Raw genomic sequence first — 20135 nt, forward strand, 5'->3', positions numbered from 1 at the left:
TACAGAGTCAGGTAACTCTTTTCGACTTGACCACAGTTAAGTTACCATTTGTATTAATATTGTTAATATAATTAAAAATGTAATCATAGATTTCACTTATAAGTACTTGTTGTAACATAAGGGCTATCGCGGCAAGGGGGTAAAAACGGAGCCGGTAAATTGTGAAATTACTTCCTGATACAAAAAATAGTCTGTTAGGTTAGCTTTTGGTCGCCTATATAATACTTAAAGATGACTTTTGTATTGGAGACGCTTTTGCTGCGTTGGCTGTTATGGGGAGCGATCGCTGTTCCGATCGCTGCATGGGGGATTTTTCATCTCTACCACGATATATGGTGGGTAGAAAATGTCATTTCAATTCCCGGTATCTTTCTGAGCTACTTTGCTCTGCTGTCGATTGCGACTTTTGCGTTACGTTACTGGGCGCATTTTGTGGTGGGTGTATGCAGCTCGGTTGTGTTTTTAATGATGGCCGAGCCAGAACAGCAGCAAGTGCTTGCTCACTGTGCAACGCCTGTTTCAGTAGGGCAACTAACCTTATCTGACTCGACACTTAGTGATGAACAATGGCAGCAACTGATTGCTACCGGCGTTGATATGCTCGTGATTCAAAACATCGACGGTGAACTAAGTGAGGACAACGCAAAGCGTTTAAATGCAGTTTTTCCCCATCAATACAAAATGGCTGCATCATCGACCTCGCGTGGGCAATGGCTATTGAGTCGATTTGTCCTCAGTAACATTTCACAATTTTCGATTGGCTACGGACACCATGCGCTGAGAGCGGTGTGGCATCCGGTTCCGCAAAAGCAAATTACATTGGTTTCTGCGCTGTTACCTTACCCATTTGATCAAGCGCAGTGGATTTTAAGAAACGCGTTGTTGCGTGGCGTGGAATCGCAAGTTTATCTTGATGACCAGAATGAAATGCTGGTGGTCGGTAACTTGAGCATTTCAGCAACCAATTTACGTTTTTCCGGGTTATTTCCCGGCTTCGAAACCGCGCCAGTTGCCAGTTGGCCTACGCATTTTGGCGAGGTGGCACTGCCATATTTCATGATGTTGAGTTTAGATCATGTATGGCTCAAGTCTTTGCAGTCTGGACGGCGAATATGTTCACGCACCACGGAACGGTCGATAAGCGGTGAAATGCATCGCATGATAAAAACCGTGATTGGTTTTCGCTAGCTAAAATCCAAACTAATTGATTTTATGGATATAAATTGCAAAACTGGTTTCACATATCGCAATGTCTAGGAGCTTGCATGGAGCATACGCGCCTCGCTTTTATCGGATTAGGAGCCATGGGTTATGCTGTGGCTGGGCAATTACAGAATGCGGGGTTTCATACGTCCGTTTATGACGCAGACTTTCAGGTAGCGAAAAAATGGGGAAGTGAGTTTCCTGGCCAAGTATTTGAGACTCCTGAAGAAGCGGCTCAAGAGTGTGATGTGGTATTTGTGTGGACCGCCAGTGATGTAGAGATACAGCAAGTCATTTACGGTGAGGATGGTGTATTAGGGGGGCTAAAAACCGATGCGATTTTAGTCGACCATAGCGCGACATCAAAACCTGTGGTGGCACAACTAACTCAAGCCTGCTTAACGACCGGTCATCCTTTTATTGAGGCTTTACATCGCCGAGAGCAAGACGGTGAGCTCACTACCATTGACTGCCAAGGACAGCTTGAAGCGTTTGAGCGTGTTCAACCCATTATGCGCCACTATGCCCAAAAGGTGGTGCTGGTGAATCGCTGAGTCGAGGGAGAGCAATGGATAGCGCTTGTATTGCTCATGAGTGAAAGAAAAAGCCACTGAATATTCAGTGGCTGTGTTTTATTATTTAGCCGTAAAGGCGTTCCAGCTGTTCAGCCGCACGATGCTTTTCATGCCCTTCCAGCGTGCTTGCATAGCGCTGAATATTTGGAAAACGTTCAATCAGCCCAAAGCGTGCGACAATCTCGACGACAAAAGACATCAAGATATCTGCGCCGGTTAAGCGCTCTTCAACCAGATAGGTTTTGCCTTCCAAGCAAGCATCAAAATACCCTAGCACTTTGACACATTCTGCGTTTGCGTAGTCTCCTAAGAAATTGGTTTTAGCCCCATCTTTGGAGACAAACATCTTAAGAAGCAGAGGGAGCATTGCCGAGCTTTCTGCGAAGTGAAGCCATTGAAGATAGTCAACATAGGCATCACTGTCGCGCGCTGGTGCCAGTGAGCCTGACCCATAGCGTTCGATAAGGTACTCGGTTATCGCGCCAGATTCCGCAATGACTTTTTCACCGTCTTCAATCACTGGCGATTTGCCTAGTGGATGGATATTCTTTAGCTCAGGTGGTGCTAAAAACGTCACACTGTCGCGCTTATAGGGCACAATTTGGTATTCGAGACCAAGTTCTTCAAGTAGCCAAATGATGCGCTTTGAGCGTGATTGATTGAGGTGGTGAAGTTTAATCATGCGAATTCCTTATTGAGTTTTAACCACCAACTTACCGAAGTTTTTACCTTCTAATAAGCCCATGAAGGCTTGTGGTGCGTTTTCTAATCCTTTTACCAAATGCTCACGGTATTGGATCTTTCCTGCTTGTAACCATTGTGTCATATCTTCAGCGAATTCGTTATAGCGGTGAGCATAATCATCAAAGATGATAAAGCCTTGCATTTTAATACGCTTAATCAGAAGTTGCCCCATCAACAGTGACATACGGTCAGGGCCTTCTGGCAGCCCGGTGTTGTTGTACTGAGAAATTAGACCACACAATGGAACGCGGGCGCCTGTGTTGAGTAGAGGCATCACGGCATCAAATACCTTACCGCCGACGTTTTCAAAGTACACATCAATCCCTTGGTCACAAGCGCTTGCTAACTGTTCATTGAGATCGTCAGCGCGATGGTCGATACATTCATCAAAGCCTAACACGTCTTTGGCATAGCGGCATTTTTCTTCGCCACCAGCGATACCTACTACTTTACAACCTTTAATTTTAGCAATCTGACCGACCATAGAACCCACTGCGCCTGTTGCTGCCGCAACGACCACGGTTTCACCCGCTTTCGGTTGGCCAATATCCAGTAAGCCCATGTAGGCGGTAAAGCCAGGCATACCCATGACGCCGAGTGCGTAAGATGGATTTTCTGGGTTTTTGCCAAGTTTCAGTAAACCTTCACCATTTGAGATAGCGTAGTCTTGCCAACCCGAGAATGAAAGAACCCATTCACCCACTTCGAAATCAGCGAGGTTTGATTCGACAACGCGAGCGACAGTCCCGCCGACCATCACATCGTTCACTTCGACCGGATCAGCGTAAGATTTCGCATCACTCATGCGACCACGCATGTATGGATCAAGCGATAGGTATTCAGTATGTAACAACACCTCACCTTCTTTAGGTGATGGTTTGCTGACTGCTTCTAATCGAAAGTCGTCTTCGGTTGGGGCGCCAACAGGACGAGAAGCGAGTACGATTCGTCGATTTTGCTCTTGTGTTGTCATGATAATTACCTTCATTAGACCAGTCGTCTAGTTTTGAGTGAAAAAAGAGCTGTGGCTTTTAAGCTACAGCGTTTCGACTTAGGTGTCAGCCTTGATGTCGTGTTAAATCCGCGACTTAAGGCTGTTTTAAGCGTTGCTCGGTATACGCCAAGCAGCGTGTTAATCCGTTTTGGTCATGGAACAGCTTATTGAGTACACTCGCGCCTATCCACATATGATAGATATCGAGTGCGGCTTCGTGGCTGTTGGTCACCAAAATGGAGCCATCTTGTTGGCCTTGTTCAATGATGTTCGCCACCGTCTCGATGATGCGTTTTGAACCTTTAGCCAAAGCAAGGCGCATCGGCTCTGATAAATCAGACACTTCTGCGCTCAACTTTACAATCAAACAGCGGTTGGCGTTGCAAGTATCGTCATCAACCGAGAGCCAATGTTGAAAATAAGTCATCAGGCGCTGATAGGCATTTTGCGATTGCTCAGAAAAGATTTGATGAATGCGCTGACGATAACGCATGAAATAGTCTTCAATCAGTGCCTCACCAAATTGCTCTTTTGACTTGAAGTAGTGATAAAAAGAGCCTTTAGGCACATCGGCGGTTTTGAGTAACTCTGACAAGCCTACGCTGGTAAAGCCTTTTTGCACTACCAGTTGGTATCCTACATCGAGGATATGGTGTCGAGTATCGTGAGTTTTGCTGTTCATAGTGGGTACTATACATAAAAATAGACCAGTCGTCTAGTAGGGCGTGTATGACGGTTGAACATTAAGCGTCGGTTTGTTGGTTGAATATAAGACAATATCAATAAAAGCAAAATGATAGGCTGAATTCTCCCCCATAAAGCATTAACGTGGTAAGCCCTACTGAAAGGAGAACAACGATGATTCGTAATGTGATTTTTGATATTGGCAATGTGCTGGTGCGGTGGTCTCCACACGAGATTCTACGACTCACATTTGGTGATGATGTTGATGTCGACACATGGTCGCAGGACATTTTTCACAGTGATCTCTGGGAGAAGTTAAATCGTGGCTTGGTGACCGAGCAGGAAGCGGGACAACAATTTGCTTATATGCTTGGGATTTCTGAGCAACAAATGGAGATTCTGTTCTACTACGTTAAACGTACTCAATGCCCGTTATATGGGTCGGTTGAGCTCGTTCAAGATATCAAAAAAGCGGGCTATGGTGTTTATGCGCTAACTGATAATCTGCATGACATTGTCACGTTTCTAAAGCAACAGTATACGTTTTGGCCGTTGTTTGACGGAGCGATTGTGTCAGCGGAAGAAGGCTGCGTTAAACCTGGCGCTCAAATTTTTACCACTCTATTTGAACGTTACGATTTAGACCCAGCATGCTGTGTGTTTCTGGATGACGCACAGAAAAATATCGTAGGAGCTCAGCAAGTTGGAATGCAGGGGATTGTCTTTGAGCATGCTCAGCAAGCTCGAGAGCAATTAAAAGCGTTAGGGTTAACGTTTTAGGCGGGAAGAATAAGTCGGTGCATCAGAACAGAGTGTCGGAATTCCGTTAACATCGCGGAATTAGGCGACCGCAATGTCAACAACAGCTCTTGAACTGTGCACCAGATTCTTAAATTCAGATAGCAAACGGCAGTAACTCAAAGCCGAGTACGCCGCTAATGCTCATCACTGCAACGAGCGAGATCTTGAACACGGATTTGGCCCAGGTCTCGTAGTTGTCATAGGTTACCGAACGGAAAGTCACTTTTAGCCAGTAAAAACTGACCAGTGATGACACGGCGAGATACGTATAGCTAGCTTGTCCTAGGAAGAACAGCGCTAAGCCAACGACCGCGAAGGCCACCACATAGGCTTTCATATGTCGGTGTGCTTTGCTGATGCCTTCTTTTACCGGCAATACAGGAATGCCTGCTTCACGGTAATCCTGCATACGGAACATTGCGATCGCATAAGAGTGCGGCATTTGCCAAAGACAAAACAGCACAAACAGCAATACGGCATCGATGTTGATGTAGTTCGTGACCGCCAAGTACCCGACCAAAGGAGGGACTGCGCCAGAGATGCTTCCAATCAAGGTGCCATACACCGAAGTACGTTTGTACCACATGGTGTAAAAGAACACGTAAAAGATATATCCCAACAGCACCACGACCGTGGCAAGTGGGTTGACCTGTTGATATAAAAGCCCGGTCCCAAGAACCAGTAACACCAGAGCGTATACAAACGCATGATCCACACTGATCGAACCGACCACCATTTCACGTTTGGCTGTACGCGCCATTTTCATATCGATATCGCGGTCGAAAATATTATTCACCACGCAACCCGACGCAATTACAAGCGCTACGCCTGCAAGCGTCGGTAGCATCAGTTCCCAGCTTACTGCTTCAGACTTCGCTGCGAGGAAGAACCCCGCAGCGGCTGAAATCAGATTGCCGAAAATAATGCCCGGTTTCGTAATAGACAGGTAGCTTTTCAGCATTTTGCACCTACAACATCATATTTTCGTGCAAGTTCCACATGATCCAGAGGGAACCCGCAATCAAAATAAGCACAACGATGGCACTAAATACCAAGGACACCATGTTCCATTGGCCTTGCTCTGATTTCACTTCCATGTGTAGGAAGTAAGTAAAGTGCACAATCACCTGAACAATCGCACAACCGAAAAGAATCGCGTAGGTTGTGGTTTCCGGTAGGCTTTGCGTATAAGCAAAGTAGAACGGAATGACGGTCAGGATAAGTGAAAGGACAAAGCCTTTCACATAATCACGAGCACCAGTGTTTTCAGTGTCTGAATGTTGATAACTCATTACATCACTCCTAACAAGTAAACAATGGTGAAGACACAAATCCAAACGATATCAAGGAAGTGCCAGAACAAGCTTAGGCATTGGAAACGGGTTTGCATGGTTTCCGTTAGGCCTTTGCTGTTCAGTTGCTGATAAGCAACGGCAAGCCAGATAAGACCAAAGGTTACGTGCAGACCGTGAGTCCCGACCAGCGTAAAGAACGCAGACAGGAACGCACTGCGCTGTGGACCGTGTCCAGCTTCAATCAGGTGATGGAACTCGTAGATTTCCATGCCAATGAAGCCTAGACCAAGTAAGAAGGTCACGATCATCCAGCGTTTCATCGCTGGAAGATCTTTGCGCTTCATGGCAATCATGCCAAAGCCGAAAGTAATACTACTAAATAGCAGCAACATGGTTTCGACAAAGACGAATGGAATTTCGAAGATGTCTTTACCAATTGGGCCGCCAGCGGTAGCGCCAGAAAGTACTGCATAGGTCGCAAACAAAGTTGCGAACAAAATACAGTCACTCATTAGGTAGATCCAGAAGCCGAACAGCTTGTTCGCGCCAGTATCATGATGATGATCGTGAGTATCAGCGTGCATAGTTCGCCTCCATATCATCTTCGCTGTCTGTCTGTTTGCCAGACGCTTTTTCCGCTTCAGCCAGTTGAGCACGACGCTCAGCTTCGATCGCTTTGATCTCTTCAACGGTGACGTAGTAATCGACGTCGTCGTTGTAGCTGTGACGGATAGAAGTCACGATGATGGCAACAAAGCTGATTGCTGCGAGCCACCAAACATACCAGATCATGGCAAAACCAAAGATGGTTGCCCACGCTGAAACATACATACCCGTTGGGGTGTTTTTCGGCATGTGGATTGGTTCGTATTCTTCTTCTTCCATTGGCTTAAATTCGCCACGTTCTTTTTGGTACCAGAACGCATCCAATTCATCGGCTTTTGGAATTTTCGCGAAGTTGTAGAACGGCGGTGGTGACGATGTCGCCCACTCAAGAGTACGACCATCCCACGGGTCACCGGTCACATCGCGGTTTTGCGCGCGGTCACGGAAGCTAACGTAGAACTGAATCACTTGACACAATACGCCCAGAGCAATCACGGCAGTACCTGCTGCTGCAACCGCAAGCAGTGGGAAGAATTGTGGATCAAGGTTTTGGCTGATACGACGTGTCATACCCATAAAGCCCAGTGCGTAAAGCGGTAAGAAGGCCATAAGGAAGCCCACAATCCAGCAGAAGAACGCACGTTTGCCCCAAGTTTCGTTAAGCGTGAAACCTGTCGCTTTCGGGAACCAGTAAGTGATCGCGGCAAAACAACCAAACACTACGCCACCAATGATAACGTTATGGAAGTGTGCAATCAGGAATACTGAGTTGTGTAGTACGAAGTCCGCACCTGGAACGGCCATCAATACGCCCGTCATACCACCGACACTGAACGTGATCAGGAAGCCGACTGTCCAAAGCATTGGTGTCGTAAAGCGGATACGGCCTTTGTACATAGTAAATAGCCAGTTGAAAATCTTAACACCGGTCGGTATCGAGATAATCATGGTGGCAATACCAAAGAAGGCATTGACGTTGGCACCAGAACCCATCGTAAAGAAGTGGTGTAGCCAAACAACGAACGCGAGCACAGTAATAACGATGGTTGCCCACACCAGTGAGGTGTAACCAAACAGTTTCTTACGTGAGTAGGTTGCGGTCACTTCTGAGAACACACCAAAGATTGGTAGAATCAGAATGTACACTTCTGGGTGGCCCCAGGCCCAAATCAAGTTGACGTACATCATCATGTTGCCGCCCATATCATTGGTAAAGAAGTGCATACCAAGATATCTATCAAGCGTCAGCAGGGCGATGGTTACGGTTAGAATTGGGAATGAAATGATGATCAAAATGTTGGCACACAGAGATGCCCAAGTGAACACTGGCATTTTCATCATCGGCATGCTTGGCGCACGCATACGGAAGATGGTCACAAAGAAGTTCACACCCGTTAGCGTTGTACCGACACCCGATATCTGCAGTGCCCAAATCCAATAATCGACACCTACCCCCGGGCTGGCATCAATACCAGACAGTGGCGGATAAGCAAGCCAACCTGTACGACCGAACTCACCCAGACCTAACGACATATTGGTTAGAATCACACCAGCAACAAACAGCCAGAAGCTCAAGTTGTTCAAGTATGGGAAAGCAACGTCACGCGCACCGATCTGTAGCGGAACGATGATGTTCATTAGGCCGATAACCAAAGGCATCGCCACAAAGAAAATCATAATCACGCCGTGGGCGGTAAAGATTTGGTCGTAGTGGTGCTGCGGTAAGTAACCTGCTTCACCGGCTGAAGAGAGCAGCTGTTGACTACGCATCATAACGGCGTCGGCAAAGCCACGAAGCAACATGATCATTGCAACAATGATGTACATGAAGCCCAATTTTTTATGGTCTACTGAAGTAAACCACTCGGTCCATAAATACTGCCACTTACCTGCTTTTGTGATCATCGCTACGATAGCAATACCCACAATCGCGATCACCGAGAGGGTGATCATGATAATTGGCTCATGATATGGAATCGATTCGAGAGTTAATCTACCGAACATAGAATTATCCTTCCTCTGAGACTAGGCAGGCTGCGTCAAAGCTCGCATTCATTGAACCTGGATATTGCGTTACCACGTTGGTAAACAGCTCAGGAACGACTTTTGAATAATACGTCACAGGCGCATCGATAGATGGCTCCGCCAGTGATTTATAAGCAGCAAGGTCTGAAAGGGTATCCGGGCTGGCTTTCACCATGTTGACCCAGTTATCAAAGCTGTCTTGATCAGGCAGCGCCTTGGCAGTGAACTTCATGTGCGAGAAACCTTCGCCGCTGTAGCTCGCTGCGATTCCTTTGAAGTCACCTTCGTGGTTCGCGATTAGGTGAAGACGCGTCACCATGCCTGGCATTGCGTAAATCTGACTACCTAAACGAGGAATAAAGAAGGAGTTCATGATGTTGTCAGAAGTCAGTTTAAACTGAATCGGTACATCTTTAGGGAATGCAACGTAGTTCACTGTCGCAATCTTCTGTTCTGGATAGATGAATAACCATTTCCAGTCGAGAGAGACTACTTCGATGGTCATTGGTTCCACTTCACTGACTAACGGCTTGGAAGGTTCCAACTCGTGAGTCGAGTGCCAAGTGATGGTACCCAAAATCGCAATAATGATGATTGGAATAGTCCAAACGATCACCTCGATTTTAGTGGAGTGCGACCAATCAGGCGCATACTCTTCATCCGTATTGGACGCTCGGTATTTGAACGAGAAATAAAGTGTCATCAGAATCACAGGGATAACTACAATGAGCATCAGCAGTAGTGATGTGATAATCAACTCTTTTTCTTGAACACCAATAGCGCCTTTCGGATTAAGCAATGCAGAATCGCATCCTGAGAGCAAAAGAACGGCAAAAGCCAGACTAGCCCTCGACAAGATGCTTTTATATCTTGAGGCTTCCATTAACTTTCTCGATGTCTTTTTGGGCCACGTCCAGTTGTACAATTGCTAATGTAAAACACAATCGCCAGCTAAACCGTGGTCGTTATCGTCATTAGAATATGTATGTGTTGAGCTTATGTAATACCGTATTTTCGATAACAACAAACCCGCTAGAGTGGAGAATCAGTTAAAAACCCTGATTTCTATATGGTCAAATTGTTACACTTGAAAAGGCGATGTTACAATCCTGCAATTATGCTTAGATCGTTAACGAACCTCACGCAATGAAAATGCAATCTTAGATTGCATTTTTGATAGTTTAAGGGGTGATCTGTTTCCTTGTATTTGATTTGGAATACTTATCGCAAATTTGGCGCTAGCCCACGTCGCATATGGGCACGTTAAGGATGTGTTACTTTGTAGTGGGGTGATTAACGATTCATTAACATAGTTGTGAAGAATCGTTGTGGAGTTAACGATTTAACCAACAGAATGGCCTGTCGTAAATAAGTTGGCACGAGAATTGTTAACTATAAATACAGCGAGCGAATGATTCAAAAAAATCTGCAAAAACCTCAAAAAATGTAGTGTTTTAGCGCTTTGTGAGTGCCATCACCTTAAACATTGACCACTGACAGTCGGCGCTTATCAATGATCAAAATCGCTTAAATAATCTTCACTGCACCAAAAAAACACAGAAAATAAATAATGATAAATTTTTTACAATTATTTAATAGGTGAAACTTTTAATTGTTAATTAGTTTAACGAGGGAACGTCAGGTCGCTTAAATATATTAAAGAAACCTGAAAATGATAATTTCATTCAATTTTTTAATTTAATAAATCATTTATTAAATTATTGGACTCTTAAGTAGGTAAACTTTCATTCCTTGAAAGGTGAGTCCACGTCCCTGTGACTGAGCTTTTAGTCTTAATGCTGATAAAGACTAACGTCCACTTTATAGATGGCATTAAAAAAATACAAATAAATAACCCTATCAAAAATGGAATGATAATTTTCAAGTTTTCCGATTTCGGAAAGATTATTTCTGGGTGTATATTTCAAAACGTTTTCAGATAAAAATATTTTTATCTTCTCTAAATGTCAGTCGTGAATATTATTTATCATGACCGAAATTATTCTGTGAATTTTTCTTATCACAATAAGAGATTTTATCTCAGAGAAGATTTTTGTTGTGAAATTAATTTCTCAACTCGCATTTAGAAATTGAAACTCAAGGTGACTTTATGGAAGCAAGCAGCACTAGTGACTCGATCATGTTGGCGGGAAAAAGGATTCTAATCACTCAACTGGTTATTGGTTTAGTGTTTGTACTTTTTGAGCTTTTCTCTGGAGGTGTGGTTGGTGTTGAGTCTGCTGTGACGGGAGTGGTTATCGCCATCATCCCATCGATGGCGGGCATGTTGTTTGCCTCTATGAAGTCGAAGATGAAACCCACGGAGAGTCTACGAGATTTAATGAATTTAAGTAGAAATATCAAACTGATATACACAATTATTTTGTTTATATTGACCTTTAGATTCATGGCTCTGCGTAACATTGTGGTACTTATTGCGTTTAGTTTGACCATGTTTGGGCACTTCTTTACGCCGCTCTTTAAGGACCAGGATGAAAGGAAGGCTTAAATGGAAAATGTCGTAACTGCTCATGAGTATATCGAGCACCATCTGACCTTTCTCACTGCTGGCGAAGGCTGGTTCGGAATCAATGTCGACTCCATGATTATGGTGTGGCTGTTCGGGATCATTTTTATTCTGGCTTTCCGTTTGGCGGTGAGTAAAGGAACAAAAGGTGTCCCTGGTCGATTCCAATGCTTAATTGAACTTATATTTGAATTTGTCGATGACCTCGTCAAAGAAATATTTCAATCTAAGGATAAATTAATAGGTCCATTAGCACTGACAATATTCGTCTGGGTGTTGTTAATGAACTCAATTGATTTATTGCCAATCGACCTCGTACCGGCTTTAACAAAAATGATGGGTATTGGTCATTTCCGCGATTTACCATCCGCTGACGTAAACGTCACCATGTCTATGGCTTTGGGCGTATTTATTTTAGTGATTGGGTATACGTTAAAAACTAAAGGGGTAATGGGTTTTATTAAAGAGCTTACAACGCAGCCTTTTGATTCTCCATTCTTATATCCTGTGAACTTTGTTTTAGAACTTGTAACGCTTATTTCTAAACCAATTTCACTTGGTCTTCGACTCTTTGGAAATATGTATGCAGGCGAGATGATTTTCATCCTTATTGCATTAATGCCGTGGTGGATGCAGTGGGCACTGAGTGTTCCATGGGCATTGTTCCATATTCTAATCGTTATTCTTCAAGCCTTTATCTTTATGGTATTGACCGTGGTTTATCTCGGTATGGCTGTGGAAGAACATCATTAATTTTTTAACTTAATACTTTGATTTAATTTGTATTTTTAGGAGTTGTTATGGATATCGTTAGCGCAGTTCTATACGTAGCAGGTGCACTACTGATCGGTCTTGGTGCGGCAGGTGCTGCTTCAGGTATCGGTAATCTTGCGGGTAAATACCTTGAGGGTGTGGCACGTCAGCCTGATTTAACCCCAATGTTGCGTACTCAGTTCTTCATCATGATGGGTCTTGTGGATGCGGTACCTATGATCGGTGTTGGTATCGGTTTGTACATCATCTTCGCTGTAGCGTAATTCGAATACATAATTTTCAACACGTTATAGATGTGAGGGTGCTATGAACATAAATGCTTCAATGTTAGGCCAAGCAATCTCGTTTGTGATTTTCGTTTGGCTATGCATGAAATACGTCTGGCCACCACTCGTAAAACTTCTCGACGAGCGCCGAGCTGAAATTGCGCAAGGCCTTGAACATACTGAAAAAGCGGCAAAAGAATTGTCGTTAGCGCAAGCCAATGGTGAGCAAATCATCAAGGAAGCGCGTCAAAAGGCTCAGGCCCTAATCGAGCAAGGAAAACAGCGTCAGGACCAAATGGTTGCTGATGCAGTGGAACTGGCCAACCAAGAAAAAGCGCGCATCATCGAAGAAGGTAAAGCAAACGTCGACAATGAGCGCAATCGCATTCGTCAAGAGCTGAAAGAAGAGATGGCTGACCTTGTAATTGAAAGTGCCAGCAAATTGATTCGTCATAACTTAGACAGTGCATCAAACCGCGAGCTGGTGAACAAATTCATCAGTGAAATTTAAGGGGGCGTGCATGTCTGAATTGACTGAAGTCGCTCAACCTTATGCCAAAGCAGCGTTTGATTATGCCAAGGACGCAGGCAGCTTAGAGGACTGGCAGCAGATGTTTGCCATCATCGAGCTTGTTATGCAGCAGCCTAAAACGCAGCTGCTAATGAGTGAACTCGATGAAGAGAGCTCTGAGCAACCGCTACTTGATTTGATCCTCTCCGCCAGTGGCGAATGGCTCGACAAGTACTTTGAGAATTTCCTTAAAGTGATGGCGGAAAATCAACGTTTAATCGCGCTGAGTGACGTAATCGATCAGTTCCGCCAATTGAAAGCGGACTACGAGCAAGTGATGACAGTGACAGTGTGGGCATCTGAGCCACTTGATGAGGCGCAGAAAGCACAGCTTATCGAGGCGTTACAACGCAAACACGGTAAAGCAGTCACACTGGAGCAGCAGCTGGATCCATCCCTTGTAGGTGGTGTGGTAATTAAAGCGGGTGAAACCGTCTACGACGGCAGTATTCAAGCCAATATTGAACGACTCGCCACCAACCTGCATGTTTAATGGGGTATAGAAATGCAATTAAATTCTAATGAAATTAGTGAACTAATCAGAGAGCGTATCGTCAATTTTGACCTTCAATCTGAAGCGCGAAATGAAGGTACGATCGTATCGGTAAGTGACGGTATCATTACCATTCATGGCTTAGCTGACGTGATGCAAGGTGAGATGCTTGAACTGCCTGACAACCGTTTTGCCCTAGCGCTAAACTTAGAGCGCCACTCTGTCGGCGCGGTGGTCATGGGCCCATACGCTGACTTGTCTGAAGGTATGAAGGTTAAAGGCACTGGCCGTATTTTGGAAGTGCCTGTCGGCCCTGGTCTTTTAGGCCGTGTGGTCAATACCTTGGGTCAACCTATTGATGGTAAAGGCGCGATCGATTATGTCCAAATGGACCCAGTCGAAGTAATCGCACCGGGCGTAATCGACCGTAAATCGGTGGACGAGCCTATCCAAACCGGATACAAAGCGGTTGACTCAATGGTGCCAATCGGCCGTGGTCAACGTGAGCTGATCATCGGAGACCGTCAAACGGGTAAAACCGCTCTGGCGATTGATGCCATCATCAACCAAAAATCGTTAGGCGTAAAAGCCATCTACGTGGCTATTGGCCAAAAAGCCTCTACCATTGCCAACGTGGTTCGTAAACTGGAAGAGCACGGCGCGTTGGATAACACCATCGTGGTGGTGGCGTCAGCATCGGAAGCGGCTGCGCTACAATACCTTGCGCCATATGCCGGTTGTACCATGGGCGAATATTTCCGTGACCGCGGTGAAGACGCCTTGATTGTGTATGATGACCTGTCAAAACAAGCCGTTGCTTATCGTCAAATTTCGTTGCTGCTAAAACGCCCACCAGGCCGCGAAGCCTTCCCGGGGGATGTTTTCTACTTGCACTCACGTTTACTTGAACGTGCAGCGCGTGTGAACGAAGACTATGTGGAGCGCTTTACCAACGGTGAAGTGAAAGGCAAAACCGGTTCTTTGACCGCATTGCCAATCATCGAAACACAAGCCGGTGACGTGTCAGCGTTCGTTCCGACCAACGTTATCTCTATCACTGATGGTCAGATCTTCTTGCAAACCCAACTGTTCAACTCTGGTTTACGTCCGGCGGTTGACCCAGGTATCTCGGTATCTCGTGTGGGTGGTGCTGCGCAAACGAAGATCATTAAGAAACTGTCTGGTGGTATTCGTACCGCTCTGGCTCAGTACCGCGAACTTGCGGCATTTGCGCAGTTCTCATCTGACCTTGATGAAGCGACACGTCGTCAGCTTGATCATGGTGAGAAAGTGACTGAGTTGATGAAGCAAAAGCAGTACACGCCGATGACGGTTGCCGAACAAGCATTAGCGATTTTCTCTGCCGAGAAAGGGTTCCTGACTAATGTTGAGTTGAGTGATATCGCTAAGTTCGAAGATGACTTGCTGTCTTACGCTCGTCAGAACGCGAAACCGCTATTAGACACCATCAACCAAACGGGCGATTACACCGAGGAGACAGAGCGCGAATTGCAAAGCTTGCTAGAAAAATTCGTCGCTGTGCATTCGTAACGCAATCACTCGCGTCATTAGTAGGAGTCCGTTATGGCAAATACCAAAGAGATTCGCACCAAGATTGCCAGCGTGGCCAACACGCAGAAAATCACCAGTGCAATGCAAATGGTCGCCGCCAGCAAAATGCGCAAAGTGCAGGACAATATGGAGGCCTCTCGCCCTTACGCCCGTAATATGCGTAAGGTGATCGGTCACGTTTCTTCAGGGACGCTGGAATACAGCCATCCCTTACTGCAAGAACGTGAAATTAAACGAGTGGCTTACATCATCATCTCTTCTGACCGCGGCTTATGTGGTGGTTTGAACAGTAACTTGTTCAAGAAGGTGATGGTTGACATGCAAGAGTGGCAGGACAAAGGCGTCGAGGTGGATACCACTTTGATTGGCTCAAAAGCCATTAGCTTTTTCCGTTCATTCGGCAAAGTGATTGCACAAACATCTGGTTTAGGCGACAAGCCACGAGTTGAAGATCTACTCGGTACCGTGAATGCGATGATGGAGCACTATGCAGATGGCAGCATTGACCGCCTGTACTTAGTGTGTAACCAGTTCGTCAACACCATGGTGCAACAACCGCGTGTGATTCAGATGTTACCGTTCCCGAAAGAAGATATTGAACGTGATAAAGACGTTCGTTGGGACTACATCTACGAGCAAGCGCCTAGAGACATACTTGATCACTTAATCCAGCGTTACGTTGAATCGCTGGTGTATCAAGGTGTCGTAGAGAGCATCGCCTGTGAACAAGCCGCGCGAATGGTGGCAATGCAAGCCGCTACCGATAACGCCGGACAATTGATCGAAGATCTACAGCTTGTTTATAACAAAGCTCGTCAGGCGGCCATCACTCAAGAATTGAGTGAAATTGTTTCGGGTGCGCAAGCGGTTTAAAGAGAGAATTTGAGGTTTTAATTATGAGTATTGGCAAAATTGTCAAAGTCATCGGTGCGGTGGTCGACGTTGAGTTCGAACAAAACCAAGGTCCGAAAGTCTACGATGCCTTAAAGGTGACAGAAACTGACGGCAGCACATTGATGTTAGAAGTGCAGCAGCAACTTGGTGGCGGTGTGGTACGTTGTATCGCCATGGGTACGTCTGATGGTCTAAAACGCGGTTTGAGCGTTGAATCAACAGGCCACCCAATTACTGTCCCTGTGGGCGAAGAAACCCTGGGACGGATCATGAACGTGCTGGGTGACCCGATCGATGAATGCGGCCCTATCGGTGAAAAAACATCTTATGAGATTCACCGTGCTGCGCCAAGCTATGAAGATCAATCCAACAGTACTGAACTTTTGGAGACGGGGGTGAAAGTCATCGACTTGATTTGCCCGTTTGCCAAAGGGGGTAAAATCGGTCTGTTCGGCGGTGCCGGTGTTGGTAAAACCGTCAACATGATGGAGCTTATCAACAACATCGCAAAAGCGCACTCGGGGCTTTCTGTATTTACCGGGGTAGGGGAACGAACTCGTGAGGGTAACGACTTCTATTACGAAATGAAAGATGCGGGCGTGCTTGATAAAGTTGCGATGGTTTATGGTCAGATGAACGAGCCACCGGGTAACCGTCTACGTGTGGCGTTGACAGGTTTAACGATTGCTGAGCGCTTCCGTGATGAAGGCCGTGATGTACTATTGTTTGTTGACAATATTTATCGTTATACCCTAGCGGGTACCGAAGTTTCAGCACTGCTTGGCCGTATGCCATCAGCGGTAGGTTATCAGCCTACATTGGCTGAAGAAATGGGCGTACTGCAAGAGCGTATCACATCCACTAAATCGGGTTCGATCACGTCTATCCAAGCGGTCTATGTGCCTGCGGATGACTTAACTGACCCGTCACCCGCGACCACGTTCGCGCACTTGGATGCAACGGTTGTACTATCACGTAACATCGCGGCATTGGGTTTGTATCCTGCGATTGACCCGCTCGATTCAACGTCACGTCAGCTTGACCCACAAATTGTTGGCCAAGAGCATTACGATGTCGCACAGCAAGTGCAAATGACGCTGCAGCGTTATAAAGAGCTGAAAGATATTATCGCTATCTTGGGGATGGATGAGTTGTCAGAAGAGGACAAACGCTTGGTGTCCCGTGCACGTAAAGTGGAGCGTTTCCTTACTCAGCCTTACCACGTGGCGGAAGTCTTTACGGGGCAACCCGGTGTGTTCGTGTCACTAAAAGATACCATTGTTGGCTTTAAAGACCTGCTTGATGGCAAGTATGATGATATTCCTGAACAGGCATTCTTGTACTGTGGCACCATCGAACAAGTGCTTGAAAAAGCGAAAACGCTGTAACGCGCAGGAGGCATCATGGCAATAGGGGTTTCACAAAATACGTTCCAGTTGAACGTCGTCAGTGCTGAGGGAACGTTGTATTCCGGCCCGGCGCATGCCATTGCCGTTGCTGGCGCAGATGGAGAACTCGGCATTCGTCCGGGTCACTCCCCGCTAATCAGCAAGCTGAAACCAGGGGTTGCCCGCATTCAGGGTGACCTACAAAAACCGGAAGAGATTCTTTATGTCTCCGGTGGGTTGGTCGAAGTGCAATCTGATGTAGTGACAGTACTGGCCGATACGGCTTTGCATGGTAAAGACATCGACAGTTCGCGCGCGGAAGCGGCGAGAAAAGCGGCGGAAGAAAACATTCGTCATTATGACGATAACTTCAGTTTTGCTCAGGCGCAATTGGAGCTCAACAAAGCGTTAGCTCAGTTGAAAGCGTTTGAATTGAGTATGAAAACACGTCGCTAATACCACTACGATTGTTAAGCCAAAAAACCACCTAAGCGGTGGTTTTTTATTGTCTAAATTGACGGTCGATTGGCATTTATATCATGCCAGCTTCAACACAACTGACATGGCATAAATGCCAACGGATTACTGCAACATATTGGCGTAAACTTGTAAGCCGCGCTCAGTCAGTGAATACACACGACCTTCTTCTTTCTCGACCAGTTTACTGTTGACGAGATGTTTGAGATGGAAATTAAATTTAGTGTGATCTTCAATGCCGACGACGCGGCACAAATCCATAAATTTGAGCTTATGGTGAACCTTAAGTTGTTTGACTACCGTGCGCCGAATCGGGTTGGAGAGTGAGCTAAAAATCACGTCTCGATCTTCGTCATCCATCATCACCCGCGGGGCGTGTTCGGCATGAACACGTTTTAAGGTGACAGACAGCGATGGCAAGTTAAAGGGCTTGGTTAAAAACTCATCAGCGCCTTTTTTCATCGCATCAACAGCCAAATCGACGGTCGCAAATGCGGTGGTAATGACGATGCCGATATTGGGTTGCAAACGGCGCAGGGACGTTAAAGCATCAATGCCCGTAATCCCGGACATCACCACATCAAAGAGTGCCAAATCAAAATGCTGCTGAGACGCGGCATCCAATGCATCTTCCGCACAGTGACAGGCCGTAACCTCGAAGGATTCGAGCGTTAGGGCTTCGACCAGCACTTCACGTAATTGTTGATCATCTTCAGCAAGCAATAATTTTAAATTCATGACCGTTTCCTCGGCAACTGGACTCCTACCGTTAATCCATGAGGATTATTCTTCATTTTCATCTCGCCGCCATGTTGTAGAACAATCTTTTTGCAGATTGCCAGTCCCATACCTGTCCCTTCACCCACCGCTTTGGTGGTGAAAAAGGGCTGAGTCATTTTCTCCAATACTTGATTGGTGACGCCGCCAGCGCGATCAACAATTTCAATCACCGCATTTTTCTTGCGTTGATAGGAGAAGATGGCAAGGTATTTTGTGGTATGGCTAGCATCAATGGCGTTGCCAATTAAGTTGGTCAGCATCTGCTCGAGCTGTCCGGCATCGCCATCGACACGCAGTTCAGGTGCGAGATGGGTTTCGACGGTAAAGTCATTTAAGCGAAAGTGATTCAGCGATATCGCAGATTTAATAACCTCGGCAACCACAACGGTATCGCGTTTAAGGGGATTTTGATGGGCGTAATTTAGGACTTCTTGGCTGATCTGAGCGGCGCGTGAGAGCCCGTGACGAATACGCTCAAGTTGGCGTTCTGTTGTCTGTTTTTCTTTGCTTTCTGGTTCATGTTGCACTTGGTGGCTCAGAATATCGCAGCTCATGAGTGCGCTGCTGAGTGGCGTTTTGATTTCATGAGCAATCGCAGAAGTCAATTCACCTAACTCTTTCAACTTTTGGTTTTGCAATGAGAGTTGCAGCGCTTCTTCGATTAAATTGTCGTGCTCTTCATCAAAGACACGCAGCGCAAACCACGTCGCCGCAAGCAGTAACACCGCACATACCATGCGAATCGCGATAACCGACGGGGTCATCTCAGAGGAGAGCCCGCCGATGCTGATGACATAAATCATCAAGGCAAACCCCACCAATTTAAACGGCAGTGCTTTACCATAGCCTTGGCGGCTGAGTGAATAGGCATAGTCTGCCAAGGCAAAACTGGCCAGTAAGCCGCAGACTAATCCAAAAATCCAGCGCATGTGCAGCGCGACATTATGCAGATACTCGAAGTAATCTAAAGTGTTGAAGTGGTAAGCGGCACCAATCAAAAATAGACAAATCAGCAACAACATACCGCGACGCAAGAAGCGTACTCCAGGCCACTGAGTCAGTGGCAACATCTTCCAACAGAACATGGCTAATGCCGCCATGGAAAGCCCTAATTCAATGGTATGAATGGTTTCCAGCGTCAGGGTTTGTGCGGTTTGGTGTACGTACATCACGGTGTAAAGCTCAAACCATTCATGCGCGCCGCGTAATAAACAAAATAGCGCGAAGTAGGGCAGCACCTCGGCAATTGCGATGCGGCTGATATGAAGCTTCCTGAAAAAAATCGCAAAGGAGATAGCGAAAAGGGCTAAGCCGTGAAGTAAGTAAAACTTAAAAATTATGAGCGTATCCATTGGCTCAGTCTATGCCAGCGCTGAAAACCGGGCAATGAGATTTCAGCGCTATTCGCTCACAGTAATTTTTCAAAAATGAGGTATTGGTATGACCACCATTCTCGGTTTTGCATC

The 20135-nt window shown here is 46.0% G+C and carries 22 protein-coding genes; 12 read left to right on the top strand and 10 right to left on the bottom strand.

Going from position 1 to position 20135, the window contains the following annotated elements; genetic code table 11:
• Positions 1-255 precede the first annotated feature (255 nt).
• A complete protein-coding gene (locus ACFFUV_RS11675) occupies positions 256-1188 on the top strand; it encodes an endonuclease/exonuclease/phosphatase family protein (protein WP_390192783.1) in 933 nt (310 codons plus the stop codon).
• 35 nt (positions 1189-1223) lie between these two features.
• Positions 1224-1757: an NAD(P)-binding domain-containing protein gene (locus tag ACFFUV_RS11680; protein WP_390192785.1), complete on the top strand. Its 534-nt coding sequence runs from the start codon at positions 1224-1226 to the stop codon at positions 1755-1757.
• A gap of 85 nt (positions 1758-1842) precedes the next feature.
• Here the strand turns inward: ACFFUV_RS11680 and ACFFUV_RS11685 are convergent, their stop codons facing one another.
• From ACFFUV_RS11685 to ACFFUV_RS11695, 3 genes are all read right to left on the bottom strand, one after another.
• On the bottom strand, positions 1843-2460 hold the full coding sequence (locus ACFFUV_RS11685) for a glutathione S-transferase family protein (RefSeq protein ID WP_390192787.1): 618 nt from the start codon (positions 2458-2460) through the stop codon (positions 1843-1845).
• Between the two features lie 9 nt (positions 2461-2469).
• Positions 2470-3495, bottom strand: coding sequence for an NADPH-dependent curcumin/dihydrocurcumin reductase (gene curA / locus ACFFUV_RS11690; protein ID WP_390192789.1), 1026 nt, complete (start codon positions 3493-3495; stop codon positions 2470-2472).
• 115 nt (positions 3496-3610) lie between these two features.
• Entirely contained in the window at positions 3611-4198 is a 588-nt protein-coding gene (locus ACFFUV_RS11695) for a TetR/AcrR family transcriptional regulator (RefSeq protein WP_390192791.1), read from the bottom strand.
• Between the two features lie 176 nt (positions 4199-4374).
• Here ACFFUV_RS11695 and ACFFUV_RS11700 point away from each other — a divergent pair, with 176 nt between their 5' ends.
• Positions 4375-4980: an HAD family hydrolase gene (locus tag ACFFUV_RS11700; RefSeq protein WP_390192793.1), complete on the top strand. Its 606-nt coding sequence runs from the start codon at positions 4375-4377 to the stop codon at positions 4978-4980.
• 115 nt (positions 4981-5095) lie between these two features.
• Here the strand turns inward: ACFFUV_RS11700 and cyoE are convergent, their stop codons facing one another.
• Genes cyoE through cyoA form a run of 5 tightly spaced genes read right to left on the bottom strand, consistent with a single transcriptional unit; the run spans position 5096 to position 9810 of the window.
• A complete protein-coding gene (cyoE, locus tag ACFFUV_RS11705) occupies positions 5096-5962 on the bottom strand; it encodes a heme o synthase (RefSeq protein ID WP_390192795.1) in 867 nt (288 codons plus the stop codon).
• Between the two features lie 7 nt (positions 5963-5969).
• Positions 5970-6293 carry a cytochrome o ubiquinol oxidase subunit IV gene (gene cyoD, locus ACFFUV_RS11710; protein ID WP_390192797.1) on the bottom strand — a complete coding sequence of 108 codons (324 nt, stop codon included), beginning with the start codon at positions 6291-6293 and terminating at the stop codon, positions 5970-5972.
• Entirely contained in the window at positions 6293-6880 is a 588-nt protein-coding gene (gene cyoC, locus ACFFUV_RS11715) for a cytochrome o ubiquinol oxidase subunit III (RefSeq protein WP_390192799.1), read from the bottom strand. The genes cyoD and cyoC overlap by 1 nt, the downstream gene beginning before the upstream one ends.
• Entirely contained in the window at positions 6870-8906 is a 2037-nt protein-coding gene (gene cyoB / locus ACFFUV_RS11720) for a cytochrome o ubiquinol oxidase subunit I (protein WP_390192802.1), read from the bottom strand. The genes cyoC and cyoB overlap by 11 nt, the downstream gene beginning before the upstream one ends.
• A gap of 4 nt (positions 8907-8910) precedes the next feature.
• On the bottom strand, positions 8911-9810 hold the full coding sequence (gene cyoA / locus ACFFUV_RS11725; protein WP_390192804.1) for a ubiquinol oxidase subunit II: 900 nt from the start codon (positions 9808-9810) through the stop codon (positions 8911-8913).
• Between the two features lie 1227 nt (positions 9811-11037).
• Between cyoA and ACFFUV_RS11730 the strand changes: the two genes are divergently transcribed.
• Genes ACFFUV_RS11730 through ACFFUV_RS11770 form a run of 9 tightly spaced genes read left to right on the top strand, consistent with a single transcriptional unit; the run spans position 11038 to position 17868 of the window.
• Positions 11038-11436, top strand: coding sequence for an ATP synthase subunit I (locus tag ACFFUV_RS11730; protein WP_390192807.1), 399 nt, complete (start codon positions 11038-11040; stop codon positions 11434-11436).
• Positions 11437-12207, top strand: coding sequence for a F0F1 ATP synthase subunit A (atpB, locus tag ACFFUV_RS11735; RefSeq protein ID WP_390192809.1), 771 nt, complete (start codon positions 11437-11439; stop codon positions 12205-12207).
• A 47-nt stretch (positions 12208-12254) separates the two neighbouring features.
• Positions 12255-12491 (top strand): F0F1 ATP synthase subunit C, encoded by a 237-nt coding sequence (gene atpE, locus ACFFUV_RS11740; protein WP_004730405.1) that lies wholly within the window; start codon positions 12255-12257, stop codon positions 12489-12491.
• A 43-nt stretch (positions 12492-12534) separates the two neighbouring features.
• Positions 12535-13005 (top strand): F0F1 ATP synthase subunit B, encoded by a 471-nt coding sequence (locus tag ACFFUV_RS11745; RefSeq protein ID WP_390192844.1) that lies wholly within the window; start codon positions 12535-12537, stop codon positions 13003-13005.
• A 10-nt stretch (positions 13006-13015) separates the two neighbouring features.
• Complete coding sequence (locus tag ACFFUV_RS11750; protein ID WP_390192847.1) at positions 13016-13558, top strand: F0F1 ATP synthase subunit delta; 543 nt, start codon at positions 13016-13018, stop codon at positions 13556-13558.
• Positions 13559-13570: 12 nt separating this feature from the next.
• Complete coding sequence (gene atpA, locus ACFFUV_RS11755; protein ID WP_390192849.1) at positions 13571-15109, top strand: F0F1 ATP synthase subunit alpha; 1539 nt, start codon at positions 13571-13573, stop codon at positions 15107-15109.
• Positions 15110-15142: 33 nt separating this feature from the next.
• On the top strand, positions 15143-16003 hold the full coding sequence (atpG, locus tag ACFFUV_RS11760; protein ID WP_390192851.1) for a F0F1 ATP synthase subunit gamma: 861 nt from the start codon (positions 15143-15145) through the stop codon (positions 16001-16003).
• 23 nt (positions 16004-16026) lie between these two features.
• Positions 16027-17412, top strand: coding sequence for a F0F1 ATP synthase subunit beta (gene atpD, locus ACFFUV_RS11765; RefSeq protein ID WP_390192852.1), 1386 nt, complete (start codon positions 16027-16029; stop codon positions 17410-17412).
• A 15-nt stretch (positions 17413-17427) separates the two neighbouring features.
• On the top strand, positions 17428-17868 hold the full coding sequence (locus tag ACFFUV_RS11770) for a F0F1 ATP synthase subunit epsilon (RefSeq protein ID WP_390192853.1): 441 nt from the start codon (positions 17428-17430) through the stop codon (positions 17866-17868).
• A gap of 126 nt (positions 17869-17994) precedes the next feature.
• Here ACFFUV_RS11770 and ACFFUV_RS11775 read toward each other — a convergent pair whose 3' ends face one another.
• Complete coding sequence (locus ACFFUV_RS11775; protein WP_390192855.1) at positions 17995-18627, bottom strand: response regulator; 633 nt, start codon at positions 18625-18627, stop codon at positions 17995-17997.
• Positions 18624-20021 carry a sensor histidine kinase gene (locus ACFFUV_RS11780; protein WP_390192857.1) on the bottom strand — a complete coding sequence of 466 codons (1398 nt, stop codon included), beginning with the start codon at positions 20019-20021 and terminating at the stop codon, positions 18624-18626. Before ACFFUV_RS11780 ends, ACFFUV_RS11775 begins: the two co-directional genes overlap by 4 nt.
• Between the last annotated feature and the right edge of the window lie 114 nt (positions 20022-20135).

The sequence above is a fragment of the Vibrio olivae genome (genome assembly GCF_042428525.1).
GTDB lineage: Bacteria > Pseudomonadota > Gammaproteobacteria > Enterobacterales > Vibrionaceae > Vibrio > Vibrio olivae.

What these genes read in the sequence shown, in the direction of transcription:
- ACFFUV_RS11685 (WP_390192787.1), bottom strand. Translation starts at nt 2,460, where the DNA reads ATGATTAAACTTCACCACCTCAATCAATCACGCTCAAAGCGCATCATT.
- curA (WP_390192789.1), bottom strand. Translation starts at nt 3,495, where the DNA reads ATGACAACACAAGAGCAAAATCGACGAATCGTACTCGCTTCTCGTCCT.
- ACFFUV_RS11695 (WP_390192791.1), bottom strand. Translation starts at nt 4,198, where the DNA reads ATGAACAGCAAAACTCACGATACTCGACACCATATCCTCGATGTAGGA.
- ACFFUV_RS11700 (WP_390192793.1), top strand. Translation starts at nt 4,375, where the DNA reads ATGATTCGTAATGTGATTTTTGATATTGGCAATGTGCTGGTGCGGTGG.
- cyoE (WP_390192795.1), bottom strand. Translation starts at nt 5,962, where the DNA reads ATGCTGAAAAGCTACCTGTCTATTACGAAACCGGGCATTATTTTCGGC.
- cyoD (WP_390192797.1), bottom strand. Translation starts at nt 6,293, where the DNA reads ATGAGTTATCAACATTCAGACACTGAAAACACTGGTGCTCGTGATTAT.
- cyoC (WP_390192799.1), bottom strand. Translation starts at nt 6,880, where the DNA reads ATGCACGCTGATACTCACGATCATCATCATGATACTGGCGCGAACAAG.
- cyoB (WP_390192802.1), bottom strand. Translation starts at nt 8,906, where the DNA reads ATGTTCGGTAGATTAACTCTCGAATCGATTCCATATCATGAGCCAATT.
- cyoA (WP_390192804.1), bottom strand. Translation starts at nt 9,810, where the DNA reads ATGGAAGCCTCAAGATATAAAAGCATCTTGTCGAGGGCTAGTCTGGCT.
- ACFFUV_RS11730 (WP_390192807.1), top strand. Translation starts at nt 11,038, where the DNA reads ATGGAAGCAAGCAGCACTAGTGACTCGATCATGTTGGCGGGAAAAAGG.
- atpB (WP_390192809.1), top strand. Translation starts at nt 11,437, where the DNA reads ATGGAAAATGTCGTAACTGCTCATGAGTATATCGAGCACCATCTGACC.
- atpE (WP_004730405.1), top strand. Translation starts at nt 12,255, where the DNA reads ATGGATATCGTTAGCGCAGTTCTATACGTAGCAGGTGCACTACTGATC.
- ACFFUV_RS11745 (WP_390192844.1), top strand. Translation starts at nt 12,535, where the DNA reads ATGAACATAAATGCTTCAATGTTAGGCCAAGCAATCTCGTTTGTGATT.
- ACFFUV_RS11750 (WP_390192847.1), top strand. Translation starts at nt 13,016, where the DNA reads ATGTCTGAATTGACTGAAGTCGCTCAACCTTATGCCAAAGCAGCGTTT.
- atpA (WP_390192849.1), top strand. Translation starts at nt 13,571, where the DNA reads ATGCAATTAAATTCTAATGAAATTAGTGAACTAATCAGAGAGCGTATC.
- atpG (WP_390192851.1), top strand. Translation starts at nt 15,143, where the DNA reads ATGGCAAATACCAAAGAGATTCGCACCAAGATTGCCAGCGTGGCCAAC.
- atpD (WP_390192852.1), top strand. Translation starts at nt 16,027, where the DNA reads ATGAGTATTGGCAAAATTGTCAAAGTCATCGGTGCGGTGGTCGACGTT.
- ACFFUV_RS11770 (WP_390192853.1), top strand. Translation starts at nt 17,428, where the DNA reads ATGGCAATAGGGGTTTCACAAAATACGTTCCAGTTGAACGTCGTCAGT.
- ACFFUV_RS11775 (WP_390192855.1), bottom strand. Translation starts at nt 18,627, where the DNA reads ATGAATTTAAAATTATTGCTTGCTGAAGATGATCAACAATTACGTGAA.
- ACFFUV_RS11780 (WP_390192857.1), bottom strand. Translation starts at nt 20,021, where the DNA reads ATGGATACGCTCATAATTTTTAAGTTTTACTTACTTCACGGCTTAGCC.